The 19,892-nt window shown below is 74.0% G+C and carries 17 protein-coding genes; 12 read left to right on the top strand and 5 right to left on the bottom strand.

The genetic code is table 11. The features are described from left to right. The first annotated feature begins 201 nt into the window (after positions 1–201). From PS271_RS25220 to PS271_RS25230, 3 genes are all read left to right on the top strand, one after another. Complete coding sequence (locus PS271_RS25220; RefSeq protein WP_398384867.1) at positions 202–1,122, top strand: DMT family transporter; 921 nt, start codon at positions 202–204, stop codon at positions 1,120–1,122. A gap of 95 nt (positions 1,123–1,217) precedes the next feature. Then, positions 1,218–1,709: an inorganic diphosphatase gene (locus tag PS271_RS25225; RefSeq protein WP_398384869.1), complete on the top strand. Its 492-nt coding sequence runs from the start codon at positions 1,218–1,220 to the stop codon at positions 1,707–1,709. A gap of 62 nt (positions 1,710–1,771) precedes the next feature. Beyond that, positions 1,772–3,244, top strand: coding sequence for a hypothetical protein (locus PS271_RS25230; protein WP_398384871.1), 1,473 nt, complete (start codon positions 1,772–1,774; stop codon positions 3,242–3,244). Between the two features lie 118 nt (positions 3,245–3,362). On the opposite strand, the gene ssgD is transcribed toward PS271_RS25230, so the two are convergent. Together ssgD and PS271_RS25240 are read right to left on the bottom strand one after the other, a co-directional pair. Beyond that, positions 3,363–3,776 (bottom strand): spore wall synthesis regulator SsgD, encoded by a 414-nt coding sequence (gene ssgD / locus PS271_RS25235; protein WP_120758471.1) that lies wholly within the window; start codon positions 3,774–3,776, stop codon positions 3,363–3,365. Positions 3,777–4,061: 285 nt separating this feature from the next. Then, a complete protein-coding gene (locus tag PS271_RS25240; protein WP_398384872.1) occupies positions 4,062–5,267 on the bottom strand; it encodes a sensor histidine kinase in 1,206 nt (401 codons plus the stop codon). Between the two features lie 247 nt (positions 5,268–5,514). On the opposite strand from PS271_RS25240, the gene PS271_RS25245 reads away from it, so the two are divergent. Continuing rightward, on the top strand, positions 5,515–6,600 hold the full coding sequence (locus PS271_RS25245; RefSeq protein WP_398384873.1) for a WD40/YVTN/BNR-like repeat-containing protein: 1,086 nt from the start codon (positions 5,515–5,517) through the stop codon (positions 6,598–6,600). A gap of 24 nt (positions 6,601–6,624) precedes the next feature. Here PS271_RS25245 and PS271_RS25250 read toward each other — a convergent pair whose 3' ends face one another. Further along, positions 6,625–6,924, bottom strand: coding sequence for a YciI family protein (locus tag PS271_RS25250; protein WP_398384874.1), 300 nt, complete (start codon positions 6,922–6,924; stop codon positions 6,625–6,627). A 38-nt stretch (positions 6,925–6,962) separates the two neighbouring features. Here PS271_RS25250 and PS271_RS25255 point away from each other — a divergent pair, with 38 nt between their 5' ends. The 7 genes from PS271_RS25255 to PS271_RS25285 all read left to right on the top strand — a co-directional run bounded on the left by PS271_RS25255 (position 6,963) and on the right by PS271_RS25285 (position 15,191). Next, positions 6,963–7,676, top strand: coding sequence for an endonuclease V (locus PS271_RS25255; RefSeq protein ID WP_398384875.1), 714 nt, complete (start codon positions 6,963–6,965; stop codon positions 7,674–7,676). A gap of 135 nt (positions 7,677–7,811) precedes the next feature. Further along, positions 7,812–8,747 carry a dihydrodipicolinate synthase family protein gene (locus PS271_RS25260; protein WP_398384876.1) on the top strand — a complete coding sequence of 312 codons (936 nt, stop codon included), beginning with the start codon at positions 7,812–7,814 and terminating at the stop codon, positions 8,745–8,747. Between the two features lie 110 nt (positions 8,748–8,857). Then, complete coding sequence (locus PS271_RS25265) at positions 8,858–9,235, top strand: MmcQ/YjbR family DNA-binding protein (RefSeq protein ID WP_398384877.1); 378 nt, start codon at positions 8,858–8,860, stop codon at positions 9,233–9,235. Positions 9,236–9,372: 137 nt separating this feature from the next. Continuing rightward, positions 9,373–10,515, top strand: coding sequence for a CaiB/BaiF CoA transferase family protein (locus PS271_RS25270; protein ID WP_398384879.1), 1,143 nt, complete (start codon positions 9,373–9,375; stop codon positions 10,513–10,515). Further along, positions 10,512–11,654, top strand: a complete 1,143-nt coding sequence (locus tag PS271_RS25275; protein ID WP_398384880.1) for an acyl-CoA dehydrogenase family protein — start codon at positions 10,512–10,514, stop codon at positions 11,652–11,654. Before PS271_RS25270 ends, PS271_RS25275 begins: the two co-directional genes overlap by 4 nt. Before the next feature lie 63 nt (positions 11,655–11,717). Continuing rightward, positions 11,718–12,932, top strand: a complete 1,215-nt coding sequence (locus PS271_RS25280) for an acetyl-CoA C-acetyltransferase (RefSeq protein ID WP_398384881.1) — start codon at positions 11,718–11,720, stop codon at positions 12,930–12,932. An 84-nt stretch (positions 12,933–13,016) separates the two neighbouring features. Next, a complete protein-coding gene (locus tag PS271_RS25285; RefSeq protein ID WP_398384883.1) occupies positions 13,017–15,191 on the top strand; it encodes a 3-hydroxyacyl-CoA dehydrogenase NAD-binding domain-containing protein in 2,175 nt (724 codons plus the stop codon). A 155-nt stretch (positions 15,192–15,346) separates the two neighbouring features. Here PS271_RS25285 and PS271_RS25290 read toward each other — a convergent pair whose 3' ends face one another. Both PS271_RS25290 and PS271_RS25295 read right to left on the bottom strand, forming a co-directional pair. After that, positions 15,347–16,096: a MerR family transcriptional regulator gene (locus tag PS271_RS25290; RefSeq protein WP_398384885.1), complete on the bottom strand. Its 750-nt coding sequence runs from the start codon at positions 16,094–16,096 to the stop codon at positions 15,347–15,349. Between the two features lie 121 nt (positions 16,097–16,217). Further along, entirely contained in the window at positions 16,218–17,735 is a 1,518-nt protein-coding gene (locus tag PS271_RS25295) for a M1 family metallopeptidase (protein ID WP_398384886.1), read from the bottom strand. Between the two features lie 187 nt (positions 17,736–17,922). On the opposite strand from PS271_RS25295, the gene PS271_RS25300 reads away from it, so the two are divergent. Further along, positions 17,923–19,881, top strand: a complete 1,959-nt coding sequence (locus PS271_RS25300; protein WP_398384887.1) for a Xaa-Pro dipeptidyl-peptidase — start codon at positions 17,923–17,925, stop codon at positions 19,879–19,881. Positions 19,882–19,892: the final 11 nt, after the last annotated feature.

Here is a 19,892-nt window from a genome sequence, read left to right on the forward strand (position 1 = left end):
GGGGCGGTTGCTACTCCCGCGGGAGTAACCACGGGCGGCAGCGGGCCGGCTGCTCCTGGCGATGGCGGCCGGACGCCGGTGACCTGCTCGGTGACCTGCTCCGCCCGTACGTCTCAGGTATCCCGTACTCCGCTGGGATGAGGCGCAGATCCGTCCTCCGGTACGACGACGGATCCGGTGCGGCGAGGCATCGTGGAGGGCATGAGTGCGCTCCTGCTGCCGGTCCTGCTCTGCCTGGTGTCGGCAGTGGCGTACGCGGGCGCGGCCGTCGTCCAGGAGCGGGTCGCCGCCACGACGGCGGACGGCCCCTGCGGCCCGCTGCGGCGGCCCGGCTGGTGGGGCGCGGTCGCCCTGACCGGGCTCGGCGCCGGGCTGCACGTCGTGGCGCTCGCGTACGGGCCGCTGAGCCTCGTCCAGCCGCTCGGCGCGCTCACGATCGTCTTCGCGCTGCCCATGGCGGCGGCGTTCGCCCGCAGACCCGTCGGCCCGGCCGGATGGCGCGGCGCCCTCCTCGCGACCACCGGTCTCGCCGGGCTCCTGGCCCTCACCCGGCCGCCGCACGCCGAAACCCTCGACGCCGCGCAGCGGCCCCTCCTCGCGGCCGCGGTGCCGGCCGCGGCCGCGGTTCTGGTGCTCGGCGCGCGCTGGGCGCGGCGGGCCGTCGTCCGGGGAGTGGTGCTGGCCGCGGCCGCCGGCGCCGCGTTCGGCATGGCTTCCGTCTTCACCAAGGCCGCCGCCCAGGACTGGACCTCGCACAAGGCGGGCTCCCTCGTCTTCACGCTCCTCGCCATCGCCGTCCTCGCCTCGGCGGGCCTGCTGCTGTCCCAGGCGTCCTACCGCGGCGCGGGCCTGGCCGCGCCGCTCGCCACGGTGACGATCGTGAACCCCGTGGTCGCCGCGGCCGTCGGTATGACGGTGCTCGGCGAAACCTTTCGCTACGGGGTGGCGGGCGGCTTCCTCGCGGTCGTGGCCAGCGGCCTCGCCACGGCGGGCGTGGTGACCTTGAGCCGCCTCACCCCGGACCGGAGGGAGCGGGCAACCACGATCACGGTGCGGGGCAGCGCCGGGGTGCCGGGGGCGCGGCGGTGCTTGACGCATGCGGGGATGGCGGAGCCGGAGTAGCCGGGGAGTGCCCTCCGTGAGGAGGTATGGCCACCCCGCCGGAAGCGCGACACGATGGGGCCCGTCGCCCGGCCGACCCCCTCCGGAGGTGCCCCGTGGAGTTCGACGTCGTCGTGGAGATCCCGCAAGGCAGCCGCAACAAATACGAGATGGACCACGACCGCGGCCGCATCCGGCTGGACCGGCTGCTGTTCACCTCGACCCGCTACCCCGCCGACTACGGCTACATCGAGCGGACCCTCGGCGCGGACGGCGAGCCCCTCGACGCCCTCGTCCTCGCCGGCGAGCCCACGTTCCCGGGGGTCGTCATCCGCTGCCGGGCCATCGGGATGTTCCGCATGCGTGACGAGCAGGGCGAGGACGACAAGGTGCTGTGCGTGCCCGCGGGCGACCCCCGCCACGAGCACGTCAGGGACCTGCGGCACGTCCCGCAGTTCGACCGGCTGGAGATCCAGCACTTCTTCGAGGTGTACAAGGAGCTCGAACCCGGCAAATCCGTGGACGACGGCGCCCGCTGGGCCGACCGCGCCGCCGCGGAGGAGGAGATCGCCGCGTCGTACGAGAGGGCGTCCGCGGCCCGGCCGTAGCCGGACGCGGGACAACGGCTCACAGCCGGATGCGGTAGAAGAGGGGCATGAGAAGCAGGGGCATGCGCCGCACCGTTCCGCCCCTCGCGGCCGTGGCCGCCGCCTTCGCCGTGCTGCAACTGTGCTACGCCGTCGCGCACATGGACCTCGGCTGGGACGAGAGCGTCTACCTCTCCCAGGTCGACCCGCGCAGCCCGGCGGCGTACTTCAGCGCCCCGCGCTCGCGCGGCATCAGCTTCCTCGCCGCACCGGCCGTGGCACTCACCGCGTCCACCCCCGCCCTGCGCGTGACGCTGGTGCTGCTGTCGTCGGCAGCCCTGTACGGGGCTTTCGCGGTCTGGCGGCCCCTGCTCGGCAGGGGCCGTACGGCGCTCGCGGCGGCCCTGTTCGCCGGGCTGTGGATCACGGTCCTCAGCGGGCCCGAGGTGATGCCGAACCTTTGGATCGCCCTCGCCGCCGTCGCCGCGACCGGGTTCTTCCTGCGCGCCCGCGGCGGCGCCGACGGCGGGAGCGCTGCCGGCCGGAGCGCCGACGGCCGGCGTGCTGAGGGCCGTAACCTCGCCGGCCTCGCCGCCACCCTCGCCGCCGCCGCGCTCCTCCGCGCCCCCGACGCCGTCTGGCTGGCCCTGCCCCTGCTCGCGGCCTGCGCGACCGTACGGGCCTGGCGCCGCCTCCGCGTCGTCGCGGCCGTCCTCGGCGGGCTCGCGGCGGGCGGCGCGCAGTGGGCCGTGGAGGCGTACGTCCGCTTCGGCGGCATCGCGCGGCGGCTCGCCGACTCCAGCGACACGGAGGGCGGCATGGGCGCGCACCTCGGCGCGGGCCTGACCGCCGCCCGCCGCAGCCTCAACGGCCCCCAGCTGTGCCGCCCTTGCCGCATCGCGAACCCGTCCGTCACGCACTCCCTGTGGTGGCTGTTGCTTCCTGTCCTGGTGGCGGCAGCCTGCGCCCTGGCCCTCCGGAGGGAGCGCAAGGGCACGCGGGCCGCCGTCCTGCTCCCCGTCGCCTGCGCGCTCTCCCTCGCCGCCCCGTACCTGCTCCTGCTCGACTACTCCGCGCCCCGTTTCCTGCTCCCCGCCTACGCCCTGCTCGCCCTGCCCGTGGCGGACCTCGCGGCCCGCGCCCCGGCCGCCGTCCGCGCCGGGCCGCCGCGGTGGGCGGTGGCCGCGGCGCTGTGCGCGGTCCTCGCCGCCCACCTCTCGGTGCAGCTCAAGGAGCTGCGCGTCAACACCGCCGACGCCCGGGACACCGCCGTCCGCTACCAGCGCGCCGCCGAGGGCCTGCGGCGCCTCGGCCTGTCCGCACCGTGCACGGTCACGGGCCCGCGGGCGCAGCCCATCGCCTACGCGGCGGGCTGCGCCTCCGCCCAGACCATGGGCAACAACCGGTCCACGACGGACGCCGCCCTGGCCCGTACCGCGCGCCGCATGCCCATGGCCGTCCTCTACGACCCGGCCGACGCCTACCTCCCGCCGTACGCCCGCACCTGGCACCCCCACAAGCTCCCGGGGACCGACTGGACGGCGTACGTACCGTGACGCGTACGTCCACGCGCTCGTACCGCCGCTGCGTACCGCTGATGCAGTACGTACTCCTGCCGTTGTACGTACCCCCTGACGCGTACGTTCCCTGACGCCCCTCCGCCGGCGTCAGGCGTCACGCGTCCCGCAGCAGCGCGGCCAGGTCTCCCTCCACGTCCAGGTGCCCGCCCTCGCTGCCGGCCGGCACCAGCGCGTAGGAGCGGGCGAGGAAGCGCCGCAGCTCCGACGTGTCGATCTGCACCATGGCCACGCCTTCGACGGCGTGGAACTCCAGCACCGTGCGGTCCGGCCCGCACGGCCACACGTGCACGTCACCGCCTCCGGTCGGTGCGATCAGGCCGCAGGCGAGCGTCTCACGGGCGAAGACCCATGCCACGTCCGCCCCGTCGAGGGAGGCCGCGGCCGGGAAACCGATGTGCACGGCGAAGGGATCGGAGGGTTCGTAGCGCAACTGCGCCGGGACGGCGCGGTCCTGCGGGGCCGACGCAATGAGCCGTGCCTGGACAGCCTGGTCGATGACAGTGGACAACGCGTGCTCCCTCGCGATCGCTGTGACGTGGTGCGGTTCGTTGCGGTGGTGCGGGGCCTTGCGGGTGGTACGGGGTCCTGCGGTAGTGCGGGGCCTTGCGGTGGTGCGGTTCTCCTGCGGTGGCCGGCCCCGGAGGGGCCGCCCACCGGAGAGACGCCGTCAGGAGAGACGGCGGTTCGATCGCTGCAGTGCACATGATTTGAGCGTGACCTGCATCACGTCCCTTGGATTGGGCAAGACAACTGCCGTATCAGCCATCAAATCCCTGCTCTGTAGCCTCTCTGCTCACTGTTGCACCGGCAAAACCGCCAGTACTTCCCAGCCGCCGCCGGGAACCGGACCCGCCGCCAGGGACCCGCCGAGCGCGTCCGCCCGCTCCGACAGCCCGACCAGACCCAGCCCGCCGGTGTCCTCCGGCGAGCACTGCGCCGGCTGCCCCGCGGGCCCGTCGTCGCGCACCGACACGAACAGGCCCCGCTCGGCCTCGCGCAGCGTCACGCGCACCGCCGACGCGTCCGGGCTGTGCTTGGCCACGTTGGCCAGCCCCTCGGCGACGATCCGGTGCACGGACGCGGCCAGCTCCGGGGGCAGCCCGGCGCCGAAGCCGGGGTCGACGTGCAGGTCGACCCGCACGGGCCCCCGCCCCGTACGGCGGAAGTCGTCGACCAGCTCCCGCACCCCGTCCAGGCCGGGCAGGGGCGCGCGGTGGGCCGCGTCCTGGTGCAGGACGCGCAGCAGCCGCCGGGCCGAGGTCAGCGCCTCGTCGCCGGCCGTCTGGATGTCCCGCAGGGACGCGGCGACCCGCTCGTCCTCGGCCACGGTGCGGGTCGCTTTGGCCAGCAGGGTCATCGCGGCGACGTGGTGGGCCACGAAGTCGTGCAGCTCGCCCGCCAGCTCCAGGCGTTCCGCGTCGCGCGCGGCGGCCACGGCCAGGGCGCGCTCGGAGTCCCGGTAGCGCAGACACAGGCCGGCCGACGTCACCCCCGCCACGATGAGGGCGTAGACGACGACGGCCGTGCCCGGCACGCCCGTGTCGCGCACCGGGGCCACCAGGACCCCGGCGGCCAGGGCGACACCCGCCGGCACGGCGGCCCGCACGGGCGCCCGCCACGCCACGACACCGAGCAGGATGAGCAGGGCGGCGCTCTCCGTCAGCCCCCATATGGGCAGGTGCAGGCCGGCCGCCATCAGGTATCCGGTCGCCGACCAGGACACGCCCACGGCCGCCGCGGCCCGCCGGGCGAGGGGTGCCCAGGGCAGCACGCACGCGGCGACCAGCAGCCCGGCGATCCACACCACGAGGTGGGCGTGGTGGCCGCCGGTCTGCCCCGGATAGACGGCCCCCCGGGACAACAGCCGCCCCTCCAGCAACCACAGCCCGCAGAGCCCTGCCAGCAACCACCCCCGGGCCCGGCGCCGCCGGCCCCGGGGAACGGCACGGTCGACCCGGGCGGCGCGGACGGGGGCGAGCAGCACGGATGTCGGCGTCATGCGCTTCACGCTAGGCGCGCCGGGGGACCGACGGATCGCCCGTACAGCCACTCCGCCCCGGCCAAAAGGATGAACGTTGGACGACTCCCGACTCTCTCAGCAGGGAGCCCCGGCGGCGGCGGGCGCCATCTCCCGCCGCAACGGCGCGCAACCACGAACACGGCTGTCCGGCGGTGCCGGACTTCCCCGGAGCCGGGCGCAGCCCATCCCGCAACTGCTAGCTTGCCCCGTCATGAGACGGACGTTCATGACGTTACGCACCCTCGCCGCCGCCCTGTGCGGCACCGCACTCGCCCTCGCGGGCACCGCCACCACCCCCGCCCGAGCCGCCGGCAAGGCCCCCGCGTGGGAGCGCCGGGACAGCGGAAGCGACGCCCGCTTCCGAGGGCTCGCGGCCGTCAGCCGGTCCACCGCCTGGGCCGCAGGCACGAAGGGCACCGTCCTGCTGACCCGTAACGGAGGACGCACCTGGCGAAACGTCTCGCCACCCGGCGCCGCGGCCCTCGAATTCCGCGACGTGGAGGCGTTCGACGCGCGCCGCGCCGTCGTCCTGGCCATCGGCGAGGGCGAAGCCTCCCGGGTCTTCCGCACGGACGACGGCGGCACCACCTGGACGGAGACGTTCCGTAACGCCGACCCGAAGGCGTTCTACGACTGCCTGACCTTCTTCGACGCCCGCCACGGCATCGCGCTCGGCGACCCCGTGGACGGCAGGTTCCGTATCCTCGCGACCGGCGACGGCGGCCGCAGCTGGCGCGTCCTGCCCACCGCCGGCATGCCGGCGGCGCTCCCCGGAGAGGCGGCGTTCGCGGCGAGCGGCCAGTGCGTGGTGACCGCAGGCGCCCGGGCCGGAGGCCGCGACGCCTGGATCGCGACGGGCGGCGCCGCGTCGTCCCGCGTCCTGCACTCCGCCGACCGCGGCCGCACCTGGAGCGCCACGGGCACGCCCGTACCGGCCGGCGACCCCGCGCGCGGCGTCTTCGGCCTGGCCTTCCGCGACCGGGCGCACGGACTGGCCGTCGGCGGCGACTACCGCGCCGGGCAGCCCTCCGAGCGCGCCGCGGCCGCCAGCGGCGACGGCGGCACGACCTGGGCCCCGGCCGCCCGGCCGCCCGGCGGCTACCGCTCAGGCGTCGCCTGGCTGCCCCGCAGCCGCACTACGGCGCTCGCCGTCGGCCCGACGGGCAGCGACGTCACCACGGACGGCGGCCGCACCTGGCACGGCTTCGACGCCGGCTCGTACGACACCGTGGACTGCGCGCCGGACGGCGGCTGCTGGGCCGCGGGGGAGAAGGGGCGGATCGCCCGGCTCACCGCACGCCCGGAAGGGTAGCCTCCGCCCCGGCGGCGGCCGGGGTCAGGAGGGCAGTTCCTGCCGGTAGTCCTCCAGCGCGGGGGCCGTCTTCGTCGGGATGAACTCGGTGATCGTGTACTCGCACACGCCCGCCACGGTGAACGGGTCGCTCTTCGTGATCTCCTCGATCTTCTTCCGGTCGTCCCCGAGGGCGAGGATGATGCCGCCGTCGCGCGGCACCTTGCGCCCGGAGGCGATGAAGACCCCGGACGCGTAGTGCGCGTCCAGCCAGGCCACGTGCTCGGGAAGGGCGGCGTCGATGCGCTCGATCGGCGCGATGTAGGTCAGCTCCAGTACGAACATGATCACCAGCCTACGGGCCGGGTACGGTGGGCCGCACAATGAGCGCTGAAGAACCGGCAGAACCGGCGGTCGTACCGCCCGGCTGGCCCACCACCGAGGCGGAAGCGACCGCCCTCCAGGACGAGTTGCGCGGCCGCGTCGTCCTCGGCGAACCCGGCCCGCCGCCCGGCGAGCCCCTCGTGGCCGCCGGCGTCGACGTCGCCTACGACGACGAGCGGGACGTCGTCGTGGCGGCCGCCGTCGCCCTGGACACCGCCACCCTGCGCGTCGTCGAGGAGGCGACCGTGGTCGGCCGGGTCGCGTTCCCGTACGTCCCCGGGCTGCTCGCCTTCCGCGAGATCCCCACCGTGCTCGCCGCCCTGGACCGGCTCGGCGTCACCCCCGGCCTGGTCGTCTGCGACGGCTACGGGCTCGCCCACCCCCGCCGCTTCGGCCTCGCCAGCCACCTCGGCGTCGTGACGGGCCTGCCCACGATCGGCGTCGCCAAGACCCCCTTCACCTTCCGCTACGACGCCCCCGGACCCCACCGCGGCGACACCTCGCCCCTCCTCGACGGCGACGAGGAGGTGGGTCGCGCCCTGCGCACCCGGCCCGGCGTCAAACCGGTCTTCGTCTCGGTCGGCCACCGCACGACCCTCGACAACGCCGTCGCCCACACCCTCGCCCTGGCCCGGGCCTACCGCCTCCCGGAGACGACACGAGCCGCGGACGCCCTGTGCCGCCGGGCCCTGAAGGGGCTGGTGGCGGGCTGAAGCGGCGGGCCGCAAGGGCGGGCGCGCCCTGCCTTGCCGGCAGAGCAGCCCCACGGCGGTGCACGGCGCCGACATACTGAGCTCGCACCCTCCGAGAGTTCGGCGCACCCCCGTCGCGCCGGAAAGGCGGTCGCCATGGGTCTGCCCGTTCCCCTGTCCGGTGTCGTCCCGCCGCTCTGCACGCCGCTGACCCCGTCGGGCGAGGTCGACACCCGTTCGCTGGGGTCCCTCGTGGAGCACGTGCTCGCGGCCGGCGCGCACGGCGTGTTCGTGCTCGGGTCCAGCGGGGAGACCGCCTGCCTGAGCGACGCCCGGCGCCGCACCGCGCTGCGGGCCGCCGTCGACGCGGTCGCCGGCCGGGTGCCCGTGCTCGCCGGGGTCATCGACATGACCACCGCCCGCGTCCTGGACCACGCGCGCGCGGCCGCGGCTCTGGGCGCGGACGCGCTCGTCGCCACCGCGCCCTTCTACGTGACGACCCATCCGGTGGAGGTCCGGGACCACTTCCGCCGCATCCGCGAGGGTGCCGGGCTGCCGCTCCTCGCGTACGACATCCCGCAGTTCGTGCACACCAAGCTGGACGCCGGGACCCTCCTCGCCCTGGCCGAGGAGGGGACCGCCGCCGGGCTCAAGGACAGCAGCGGCGACCTCGGCGCGCTGCGCCGCCTCCTCGTCGAGCTCCGCCGCCGCGGCCTGGACGGCACGTTCGCCGTCCTGACCGGGTCCGAACTGGCGGCCGACGCGGCCCTGCTGGCGGGTGCCCACGGTGTCGTCCCCGGACTGGGCAACGTGGACCCGGCCGGCTACGTACAGCTGTACGAGCACGCCCGGGCCGGCCGCTGGGCCGAGGCGGCCGCCGAACAGGACCGGCTCGCGGCCCTGTTCGCGCTGGCCGAGGCGGGCGACCTCACCGGCATGAGCCCGACCGCGTCCGCCCTGGGCGGCTTCAAGGCCGCCCTGCACCTGCTCGGCGTCATCGGCTGCCCGGCGACGGCCGCGCCGCAGCGCCCCCTGTCCGGCGAGGCCGTGGACGCCGTGCGGCAGCACTTGGCGCGGGCCGGCCTGCTGTGACCCCGGACGGGGCCACCGGGATCCCGGGCGATGTCGGACCCGCGGGCTAGCGTGTACGGACGACGAGGCACCACAGCAACGCGGCGCACGCGCCCACTCCGGAGGCACCCATGGCCCTGTCCGTTCCCCTCAAGGCCCGCGCGAAGGTCAGGGAATTCGCGCTCTCACTGCCGGGCACCGCGGAGGAGTTCCCCTGGGAGGAGGACGCCGTCGTCAAGGTCAACAAGAAGATCTTCGTCTTCCTCGGCTCCGAGGGGAACACCGAGTCGCCCGGCATCGCGGTCAAGCTCAAGGACGAGGAGGTGCACGGTCACGCCCTGGCCGTCCCCGGCGCGACGCCCACGGGCTACGGCCTCGGCCGGCACGGCTGGGTGTCGGTCCCGCTCACCGGGGAGAGCGCCCCGGCGGAGGTGCTGTGCGACTGGGTGGAGGAGAGCTACCGGACCATCGCCCCGAAGCGGCTCGTCGCGGAGCTCGACGCCCGCTGAGGCGAGCTGGAGCGACCTGAGATGAGGTCTTGTGAAAACTGGAACCTGTTCTTAGCATCGCGAGTGTTACAGCAGTTGTGTCACAGTCGCAGGGTTGTGCCGCAAGAGGTTGTGTCACCGACGCACAGGGGGTCCGGATGACCGGGACGGCGGCCGGCGGTCCGCTCAGCGGCGTGCGCGTGGTCGAGCTCGCGGGCATCGGGCCGGGCCCGTTCGCCGCCATGCTGCTGGCCGACCTCGGGGCGGACGTCGTCCGCGTCGACCGGCCGGACGGGCCGGGCCTGCACATCGCCCCGTCCCGCGACGTCACCAACCGCAACAAGCGCTCGGTGACGGCCGACCTCAAGACCGAGGACGGCCGCCGCGCGGTCCTCGACCTCGCCGCCCGGGCCGACGTGCTCATCGAGGGCTACCGGCCGGGCGTCGCCGAGCGGCTCGGCGTCGGCCCCGACGCGTGCCTTGCCCGCAACCCCCGTCTCGTGTACGGGCGGATGACCGGCTGGGGCCAGCACGGCCCCCTCGCCGACACCGCCGGCCACGACATCGCGTACATCGCCGTCACCGGCGCCCTCGGCCTGTCCGGCCCGGCCGACGGCCCGCCCGCCTTCCCCGCCAACCTCCTCGGCGACTTCGGCGGCGGCGCCCTCTACCTCGTCGTCGGCGTCCTCGCCGCCCTCCACCACGCCCGCGCGGGCGGCGCCGGGCAGGTCGTCGACGCCGCCATCGTCGACGGCACCGCGCACCTGACCGCGCTCCTCCACGGCATGCTGGCGGCCGGCGCCTGGCAGGACCGGCGCGAGGCCAACTTCTTCGACGGCGGCTCCCCCTTCTACGGCACGTACGAGACCGCCGACGGCGGGCACATGGCGGTCGGCGCGCTGGAACAGCGGTTCTACGTGCAGTTCATGGAGCTCCTCGGCCTGCCGGAGACGGCCCCCGCCCGCGAGGACCCCGCCCGCTGGGGCGAGCTGCGCGCCGCCATCGCCGCCCGCTTCCGGGAGCGCACCCGCGCCGAGTGGACGGCCGTCTTCGAGGGCTCGGACGCCTGCGTCGCCCCCGTGCTGTCGCTGCGCGAGGCCCCCGCCCACCCCCACCTCGCGGCCCGCGGCACGTTCGTGGAGCACGAGGGCCTCACCCAGCCCGCCCCCGCCCCGCGCTTCTCGGCCACCCCCGGCTCCGTGCGGCGCCCGCCGGCCCGGCCCGGCGCGGACACCGCCGCGGTGGCGCGGGACTGGGACGTCCCCAGCCTCGACTCGCTCCCGAAGGGCCCGCACAGATGAAGCGCCAGATCTTCACCGCCGACCACGAGGCCTTCCGCGGCACCGTCCGCGCCTTCCTCGCCAAGGAGGTCGCCCCGCACTACGAGCAGTGGGAGCACGACGGCATCGTCTCGCGCGAGGCGTGGCGGGCGGCGGGCCGCCAGGGCCTGCTCGGGATCGCCGTGCCCGAGGAGTACGGCGGCGGCGGCTCCACCGACTTCCGCTACAGCGCCGTGCTCACCGAGGAGTTCACCCGCGCCGGCGCCGCCGGCCTCGCCGTCGGGCTGCACAACGACATCGTCGGGCCGTACCTGACGGGGCTCGCCACCGAGGAGCAGAAGCGCCGCTGGCTGCCCGGCTTCTGCACGGGCGAGATCATCACCGCCGTCGCGATGACGGAGCCGGGCGCCGGCTCCGACCTCCAGGGCATCCGCACCTCCGCCGAGGACCGCGGCGACCACTGGCTCCTCAACGGCTCCAAGACCTTCATCTCCAACGGCATCCTCGCCGACCTCGTGGTCGTCGTGGCGCGCACGACGCCCGAGGGCGGGGCCAAGGGCCTGAGCCTGCTCGTCGTGGAGCGCGGCATGGCGGGCTTCGAGCGCGGCCGCAACCTCGACAAGATCGGGCAGAAGGCGCAGGACACCGCCGAGCTGTTCTTCCACGACGTCCGCGTGCCCAAGGAGAACCTCCTGGGCGAGCTCCACGGCGGCTTCGTCCACCTGATGACCAACCTCGCCCAGGAGCGGATGAACATCGCCGTGGCCGGCATCGCCGCCGCCGAGCACCTGCTGGAGATCACCACCACGTACGTCAAGGAGCGCGAGGCGTTCGGCCGCCCGCTCGCCAAGCTGCAGCACGTCCGCTTCGAGATCGCCGAGATGGCCACCGAGTGCGCCGTGACCCGCGCGTTCCTGGACCGCTGCATCGCCGAGCACGCGGCCGGCACGCTCGACGCGGTGCACGCCTCCATGGCCAAGTGGTGGGCGACGGAGCTGCAGAAGCGCGTCGCCGACCGCTGTCTGCAACTGCACGGCGGGTACGGGTACATGAGCGAGTACCCGGTCGCGAAGGCGTACACCGACGGCCGGATCCAGACGATCTACGGCGGCACCACCGAGATCATGAAGGAGATCATCGGCCGTTCCCTGCTCTCCTGATCCGCCCGCCGGCAACCCGCCGGCAGTCCCGCCCCCAGCCCCCGCCCCGAAAGGCCCACGACCTTGAGCACCGAAGCGTACGTATACGAGGCGATCCGCACCCCGCGCGGCCGCGGCAAGGCCAACGGCGCCCTGCACGGCACCAAGCCCGTCGACCTCGTCGTCGGCCTCATCCACGAGCTCCGGCGCCGCCTCCCCGGCCTGGACCCGGCCGCGATCGACGACGTCGTGCTCGGCGTCGTGAGCCCCCTGGGCGACCAGGGCTCCGACATCGCCCGGATCGCGGCCATCGCCGCCGGGCTGCCCGACACCGTTGCCGGGGTCCAGGAGAACCGCTTCTGTGCCTCGGGCCTGGAGGCCGTCAACATGGCCGCCGCCAAGGTCCGCTCCGGCTGGGAGGACCTCGTCCTCGCCGGCGGCGTGGAGTCGATGTCGCGGGTGCCGATGGGCTCCGACGGCGGCGCCTGGTTCAACGACCCCATGACGAACATCGACGTCAACTTCGTGCCCCAGGGCATCGGCGCCGACCTCATCGCGACCCTCGGCGGCTTCACCCGCACCGACGTGGACGCCTTCGCCGCCCGCTCGCAGGAGAACGCGGCAGCCGCCTGGAAGGACGGCCGCTTCGACCGCTCCGTGGTCCCCGTGCGCGACCGCAACGGCCTCGTCGTCCTCGACCGGGACGAGCACCCGCGCCCCGGCACCACCGTCGAGACCCTCGCCGGGCTCAAGCCCTCCTTCGCCGCGATCGGCGAAGCGGGCGGCTTCGACGCGGTGGCCCTCCAGCAGTACCACTGGGTCGAGAAGATCGACCACGTGCACCACGCCGGCAACTCCTCCGGCATCGTGGACGGCGCCTCCCTCGTCGCCATCGGCAACCGCGAGACCGGCGAGCGCCACGGCCTGACCCCGCGCGCCCGCATCGTCTCCGCGGCCGTCTCCGGCTCCGACCCCACCATCATGCTCACCGGCCCGGCCCCCGCCACCCGCAAGGCGCTCGCCAAGGCGGGCCTGACCATCGGCGACATCGACCTCATCGAGGTCAACGAGGCGTTCTCGGCCGTGGTGCTGCACTTCGCCCGCGAGATGGGCATCGGCCTCGACCGGATCAACGTCAACGGCGGCGCCATCGCCCTCGGCCACCCGCTCGGGGCCACCGGCGCCATGCTGCTCGGCACCGTCATCGACGAGCTCGAACGCCAGGACAAGCGCTACGGCCTGGTCACCCTCTGCGTGGGCGGCGGCATGGGCATCGCGACCGTAGTCGAACGGGTCTAGCCCCCAAGGCCGGTCACGCGGCCCCCCGGCCCCCCATCCCACCAGTCCGGCGACTGACGACACACCCCCATGGAGAGCATCCACATGAGCGAGCGCAGCACCATCCGCTGGGAGCGGAGCGACGACGGCGTCGTCACCCTCGTCCTGGACGACCCCGAGCAGTCCGCCAACACCATGGGCGAGGCCTTCAAGGCCTCCCTCGCGGCGGTCGCCGACCGCCTGGAGGCGGAGCTCCGGGCGGACCCGGCGTCCGTGCGCGGCATCATCTTCACCTCCGCGAAGAAGAGCTTCTTCGCCGGCGGCGACCTGCGCGAGCTGATCGCCGCGACCCCCGCCGACGCGCAGCGCGTCTTCGAGGGCAGCATGGTCATCAAGCGCGACCTGCGCCGCATCGAGACCCTCGGCGTGCCCGTCGTCGCCGCCGTCAACGGCGCGGCCCTCGGCGGCGGCTACGAGATCGCGCTCGCCTGCCACCACCGCATCGCGCTCGACACCCCCGGCACGAAGATCGGCCTCCCCGAGGTCACCCTGGGCCTGCTGCCCGGAGGCGGCGGCGTCACCCGTACGGTACGGCTCCTCGGCATCACCGACGCCCTGCTGAAGGTGCTGCTCCAGGGCACCCAGTACGACGCGCGGCGCGCCCTGGAGGCCGGTCTCGTCCACGAGGTGGCCGCCGACCGGGACGAACTCCTGGCCAAGGCCCGGGCCTTCATCGACGACCACCCGGCGTCGCAGCAGCCCTGGGACGTCAAGGGCTACAAGATCCCCGGCGGTACGCCGGCCAGCCCCCGCTTCGCCGCGAACCTGCCGGCCTTCCCGGCCAACCTGCGCAAGCAGCTCGGCGGCGCCCCCTACCCTGCGCCGCGCAACATCCTGGCCGCCGCGGTCGAGGGCTCCCAGGTCGACTTCGAGACCGCGCAGGTCATCGAGGCCCGCTACTTCACCGAGCTCGTCACCGGCCGCACCTCGAAGAACATGATCCAGGCGTTCTTCTTCGACCTCCAGGCCGTCAACTCCGGTGCCAGCCGCCCGGCCGGCGTCGCCCCGCGCCAGGTGCGGAAGGTCGCCGTCCTCGGCGCCGGCATGATGGGCGCGGGCATCGCCTACGCCTGCGCCAGGGCCGGCATCGAGGTCGTCCTCAAGGACGTGTCGGAGGAGGCCGCGCGCAAGGGCAAGGCCTACTCCGAGGGCCTGCTGGCCAAGGCGCTCGCCAAGGGCCGCACCACGGAGGAGAAGCGGGACGCCCTGCTCGCCCGCATCACCCCCACCGCGGACGTGGCCGCCCTCGCCGGCTGCGACGCCGTCATCGAGGCGGTCTTCGAGGACACCGCGCTCAAGCAGAAGGTCTTCCAGGAGGTCCAGCAGGTCGTCGCGCCCGACGCGCTGCTGTGCTCCAACACCTCCACGCTGCCCATCACCGTCCTCGCCGAGGGCGTCGAGCGGCCCGCGGACTTCGTCGGCCTGCACTTCTTCTCGCCCGTCGACAAGATGCCGCTCGTGGAGATCATCAAGGGCGAGCGGACCGGCGACGAGGCGCTCGCCCGCGCCTTCGACCTCGTGCGGCAGATCCGCAAGACGCCCATCGTCGTCAACGACTCGCGCGGCTTCTTCACCTCGCGCGTCATCGGCCGGTTCATCAACGAGGGCGTGGCCATGGTCGGCGAGGGCGTCGACCCGGCCTCGGTCGAGCAGGCCGCCGCGCAGGCCGGCTATCCGGCGAAGGTGCTCTCCCTCATGGACGAGCTGACCTTCACCCTGCCGCGGAAGATCCGCGAGGAGACGCGGCGCGCCGTGGAGGCGGACGGCGGGACGTGGATGCCGCACCCCGCGGACGCGGTCATCGACCGCATGGTCGAGGAGTTCGGCCGCACGGGCCGCAGCGGCGGCGCCGGCTTCTACGACTACGCGGACGGCAAGCGGGCCGGGCTGTGGCCGGGGCTGCGCGAGCACTTCACGCGCGAGGACGCGGCCGTCCCCTTCGAGGACATGAAGGAGCGGATGCTGTTCTCGGAGGCGCTGGACACGGTCCGGTGCCTGGAGGAGGGCGTCCTGACGTCCGTCGCGGACGCCAACATCGGCTCGATCCTGGGCATCGGCTTCCCCGGCTGGACGGGCGGCGCGTTGCAGTACATCAACGGCTACGAGGGCGGCCCGGCGGGCTTCGTGACCCGCGCGCGGGAGCTCGCGGCGACGTACGGCGAGCGGTTCGAGCCGTCGGCCCTGCTGCTGGAGAAGGCGGAACGGGGGGAGCGGTTCTGACACGGCCGACTGGTTCGGCACCGCCGGTCGCCGCGGTGGGGGTTGATCGCCGCGGCGGCGGCAGCAACCGAACTACCCGCCGCAACGGCGAAGCGCCACCGCGTACCTGATCGGCGGTGCCGGACCGCGCAGGGCCCCGTACGCCGCCGCACCGGTCAGGTGCCCCGCTCCGCGTCCCCGTACGCTGCCCGCAGTTCCTCGTTCAGTGAGCGCTGGAACGCCGTGACCAGCGCCTGGATGACGAGCGGCTGCATATGGGCCGACAGCGACTTCATCGCCGCGACGTCCGGCGTCCGCGTCTCCACCTCGTCGCGGAAGAGCCGTGACAGCTCCCGCGCGGCGGCGCGGGCGTGCTCCAGCAGCACCGTCCGCGCGGCGAGGATCGCCTCCGGGGCGATCGGCACGTCCAGCAGCCGGACGCCGAGGTGGAGGAGGCCCGGGTCGACCCGGAAGCCGCCGCCGGAGCCGTCCCGCTCCAGGACGTTCATCGCGGCGAGCCGGTCGACGTCCTCCTCGGTGAGGGCGCGGCCCGCCCGCCGCTCCAGCTCCTCCCGGCTGGTGTCCTCGGCCTCGTCCGGCATCCAGGAGGCCACGAGGGCGCGGTGGATGGCCAGGTCCTGGGCGCTGAGGCCCTCGGGGAGCCGGTTCAGGTAGCGCTCGATGGCGGCGAGGGTCAGGCCCTGGTGCTGGAGCTCCTCGATGAGGGCGAGCCGGGAGAGGTGGGCGGGCCCGTAGCGCCCGACCCGGCGGGGGCCGAGCTCGGGCGGCGGCAGCAGCCCGCGGGTGCTGTAGAAGCGCACGGTCCGGACGGTCACCCCGGCCCGGGCGGCCAGTTCGTCCACCGTCAGGGCCGGTTCGCCGGTCCCGGCCCCCGGCCCGGTCCCCGGCTCCGCTTCCGTGGCCATGGGCGGCACCTCGCTCTCTGTTCCGCACCCGTCGGTGTCGAACAGTATTGCTGTGCCACCGCCGCTGTGAAACCGGCGGTGCCCGCCCCGCGCCTCGTGCGCGGGGCGGGCACCGGAGCGGTCAGTGCCGGTGGGCGCGCTCCGCGTCCTGGATCTGCTTCCACGACTTGGGCGGAATGAGACCGGAGGTCACGGACTTCTTCGCCTTCGCGGCCCCGCCGTCCGCGGCCGTGGCCGGAGCCGGCAGCGTGGCCGGCTTCGACGGCTGGAACAGCCACGTGTCGAAGAGCGGGGCGAGCTTCTTGCCGGAGGCCTTCTCGGCGAACTGCACGAAGTCCTGCACGGAGGCGTTGCCGTACCGCTTCTCCGCCGGCCACTGCTTGAGGATCGAGAAGAACGCCTTGTCCCCGACGGTGTTGCGCAGCGCCTGGAGGGCGACGGCCCCGCGGTTGTAGACGGCGCGGTCGAACTGCCGGTCCGCGCCCGGGTCACCGGGCTTGACCTTCCAGAAGTCGTTCTCGGCGGGGACGCTGTTGTAGACGTACTCGGCGAGCTCCTGGGCGGTGCCCTCGCCCTCCTTCTCCGACCACAGCCACTGGGCGTACGTGGCGAAGCCCTCGTTCACCCAGATGTCGCGCCAGTCCTTGACGGAGACGCTGTCGCCGAACCACTGGTGGGCGAGCTCGTGCACGACGATCGACTGGTTGGCCCCGCTCGCGAACGACGAGGGGCTGTAGAAGGGCCGGGTCTGGGTCTCCAGGGCGTAGGAGGACGTCACGTTCGGCACGTACCCGCCGACGGCGGTGAAGGGGTACGTGCCGAAGACCGTGCTCTCCCAGTCGATGATCTCGGCGGTGCGCTCGATGCTGGCCTTGGCCGGCGCGAGGTTGTCGCCGAGGTCCTTGCTGTAGGCGTTGACGACGGGCAGGCCGCTCGCGGTCGTGTCCGTGGTGATGTCGAACTTGCCGACGGCGAGGGTCGTCAGGTAGGTGGCCTGGGGCTTGGTGGAGCGCCAGTTGTAGCGCGTCCAGCCGAGCTTGGAGGTCTGGGAGGCGAGCACGCCGTTGCTGATGGCCTGGACGTCGTCCGGTACGGACACGGAGATGTCGTAGGTGGCCTTGTCGGTGGGGTGGTCGTTGCTGGGGAACCACCAGGCCGCCGACTCCGGTTCCTGGGCGATGACACCGCCGTCGGGGGTGCGCTTCCACGCCGAGTAACCGTTGATCTTCACGGCGGAGGGGACGCCGCTGTAGCGGACCACGACGCTGACGGGCTTGCCCTTCTCCAGGGGCCCGGCGGGGGTGATCTCCAGCTCGTGGGCGCCCGACTGCTTGTGGGCGGCCTTCTTGCCGTTGACGAGCACCTCGCTCACGTCGAGCGTGAAGTCGAGGTTGAACCGGGACAGCGCCTGGGTGGGGGTCGCGAGCAGGGTCGCCGTGCCCTCCAGCCGGTCCGTCTTGGGCTGGTACTTCAGCCGCAGGTCGTAGTGGGAGACGTCGTAGCCGCCGTTGCCGGCGTCCGGGTAGTACGAGTCCCCGGCACCCGGGGCGCCGGGCGTGGCGTCCGCCGCCGAGGCCGGGACCGCGAGCAGCAGGAAGGCGGCAGCGGCCGTGCTCGGAACGATGAGTCTCTGACGCACGAGTCACTCCAACTCGTAGAGGAGAACGATCACTCGAACCCTATGTACTCACCAAGCAAGGGGGTATGTCCATGGCGCCTTCCGACATGTGATCGACATGTGCGCGTCATGCAGCGGGGCGGCCGTCAACTCCTGAAGCCGTCGTCACCCCTTCTGTTTCCCGCCCCGGCAGCGTTACGGTCCGGCCGTGATCAGACACCGGCGGGCTGCCCGCATACCCTGGACATCACTCGTACTGGCGGCCGTGGCCGCCCTGTTGACGGTTCTCGTGTCGCCGCCCGGCGGCGCGCAGGCCGCCCCGGCACGCCGCGGGGAGAGCACACCGGTCTACTCGTACGACCGCGCCGTCCGCGAATCCGTCTGGGTCGACACCCGCGTCGACGCCGACGGCGACGGCCGGACCGACCGGGTCGCCGTGGACATCATCCGGCCGCGGGAGGCGGCGGAGCAGGGCAAGCGCGTCCCCGTCATCATGGACGCCAGCCCGTACTACTCGTGCTGCGGCCGCGGCAACGAGAGCCAGAAGAAGACGTACGACGCGCAAGGACGGCCGGTCCAGTTCCCGCTGTACTACGACAACTACTTCGTGCCGCGCGGCTATGCCGTGGTCCTCGTGGACCTCGCGGGGACCAACCGCTCCGACGGGTGCGTCGACATCGGCGGCCGGTCCGACATCGAGTCCGCCAAGGCCGTCGTCGACTGGCTGAACGGCCGGGCGCGCGGCTACACCACGCGCGGCGGGACCGACGCCGCCACGGCCGGCTGGACCACCGGGGCCGTCGGAATGATCGGCAAGAGCTACGACGGCACCATCGCCAACGGCGTCGCCGCGACGGGCGTCGAAGGCCTGAAGACCATCGTCCCCATCGGCGCCATCAGCTCCTGGTACGACTACTACTTCGCCCAGGGCGCGGCCCTCTACGACGGCGGCCCCGACGGCCTGTCCAACGGCATCGAGAGCCCCGCGGCGCGCGGCCGCTGCCAGGCCGTACAGCGCGCGCTCGTCGAGGGCGCCCCGCGCAACGGCGACCGGACGCCGCTGTGGGAGGACCGCGACTACGTCAAGGACGCCGGGAACGTGCGCGCCAGCGTCTTCGCCGTCCACGGCATGCAGGACCTCAATGTACGAACCAAGCACTTCGGCCAGTGGTGGGACGCCCTCGCGGAGAACGGTGTCGAGCGCAAGGTCTGGCTCTCCCAGACCGGGCACGTCGACCCCTTCGACTTCCGCCGCGAGGCCTGGGTGCCCACCCTCCACCGCTGGTTCGACCACTACCTCCTCGGCTACGACAACGGCATCGAGCGCGAGCCCATGGCCGACGTCGAGCGCGCCCCCGACCAGTGGTCCACCGACCGCGCCTGGCCGCCGGCCGGCACCCGTACGACCGCGCTGCGCCCGGGCGCCGGGCCCGTCGCGGGCGTCGGCACGCTGGGCCTGACGCCCGCGCCGCAGGGCGCCACCGCCGCGTTCACCGACGACCCGAAGCTGAACGAGAGCGACTGGGCCGCGGCCATCGACAAGCCCACGCCCGGCAAGGCCGGTTTCGTCACCCCGCCGCTCAGCCGCGACCTGCGGCTCTCCGGCTCGTCGGCAGTGAGCCTGACGGTGACCCCGTCCACCACCTCGGCCCATTTGTCCGCCGTCCTCGTGGACCTGGGGCCCGCCACCATCCGCGACTACGCGGCCTCCGGCGAGGGCATCCGCACCCTGGCCGACCGCAGTTGCTGGGGCAGCAGCACCACCGGTGACAGCGCTTGCTACAAGCGCACCGAGGCGGCCACGGCCCGGGTCGGCCACACGGTCTTCAGCCGCGGCTGGGCCGACCTCGGCCACTGGGACGGCTCGGGCAAGGGCGGGCCCCTGACCCCCGGCGAGCCCTACACGATGACGCTCGGCCTCGCCGCCACCGACCACGTCGTCCCGGCGGGCCACCGCCTGGCCCTGATCGTCGCCGGCACGGACGCGGGCCTCATCGAACCCGCCTCCACCACCCCGCACGTCACGGTGGACCTCAGCGACACCTCGGCCGACCTGCCGCTCGTCGGCGGCTACCGGGCCTTCGCCCGCGCCACCTCGGGCGGCGCCCGCACGAAGCCCGCGACCCCGCGGGGGCTGGGGGTGCCGTCGCTGGTGCATGTGCCGTAGAAGCTGAAGGA

This window comes from Streptomyces sp. SCA2-17 (assembly GCF_044336695.1).

Coding starts and splice junctions, on each gene's coding strand:
- PS271_RS25220 (WP_398384867.1), top strand. CDS start 202: ATGAGTGCGCTCCTGCTGCCGGTCCTGCTCTGCCTGGTGTCGGCAGTG.
- PS271_RS25230 (WP_398384871.1), top strand. CDS start 1,772: ATGCGCCGCACCGTTCCGCCCCTCGCGGCCGTGGCCGCCGCCTTCGCC.
- PS271_RS25240 (WP_398384872.1), bottom strand. CDS start 5,267: ATGACGCCGACATCCGTGCTGCTCGCCCCCGTCCGCGCCGCCCGGGTC.
- PS271_RS25245 (WP_398384873.1), top strand. CDS start 5,515: ATGACGTTACGCACCCTCGCCGCCGCCCTGTGCGGCACCGCACTCGCC.
- PS271_RS25250 (WP_398384874.1), bottom strand. CDS start 6,924: ATGTTCGTACTGGAGCTGACCTACATCGCGCCGATCGAGCGCATCGAC.
- PS271_RS25255 (WP_398384875.1), top strand. CDS start 6,963: ATGAGCGCTGAAGAACCGGCAGAACCGGCGGTCGTACCGCCCGGCTGG.
- PS271_RS25260 (WP_398384876.1), top strand. CDS start 7,812: ATGGGTCTGCCCGTTCCCCTGTCCGGTGTCGTCCCGCCGCTCTGCACG.
- PS271_RS25265 (WP_398384877.1), top strand. CDS start 8,858: ATGGCCCTGTCCGTTCCCCTCAAGGCCCGCGCGAAGGTCAGGGAATTC.
- PS271_RS25270 (WP_398384879.1), top strand. CDS start 9,373: ATGACCGGGACGGCGGCCGGCGGTCCGCTCAGCGGCGTGCGCGTGGTC.
- PS271_RS25275 (WP_398384880.1), top strand. CDS start 10,512: ATGAAGCGCCAGATCTTCACCGCCGACCACGAGGCCTTCCGCGGCACC.
- PS271_RS25285 (WP_398384883.1), top strand. CDS start 13,017: ATGAGCGAGCGCAGCACCATCCGCTGGGAGCGGAGCGACGACGGCGTC.
- PS271_RS25290 (WP_398384885.1), bottom strand. CDS start 16,096: ATGGCCACGGAAGCGGAGCCGGGGACCGGGCCGGGGGCCGGGACCGGC.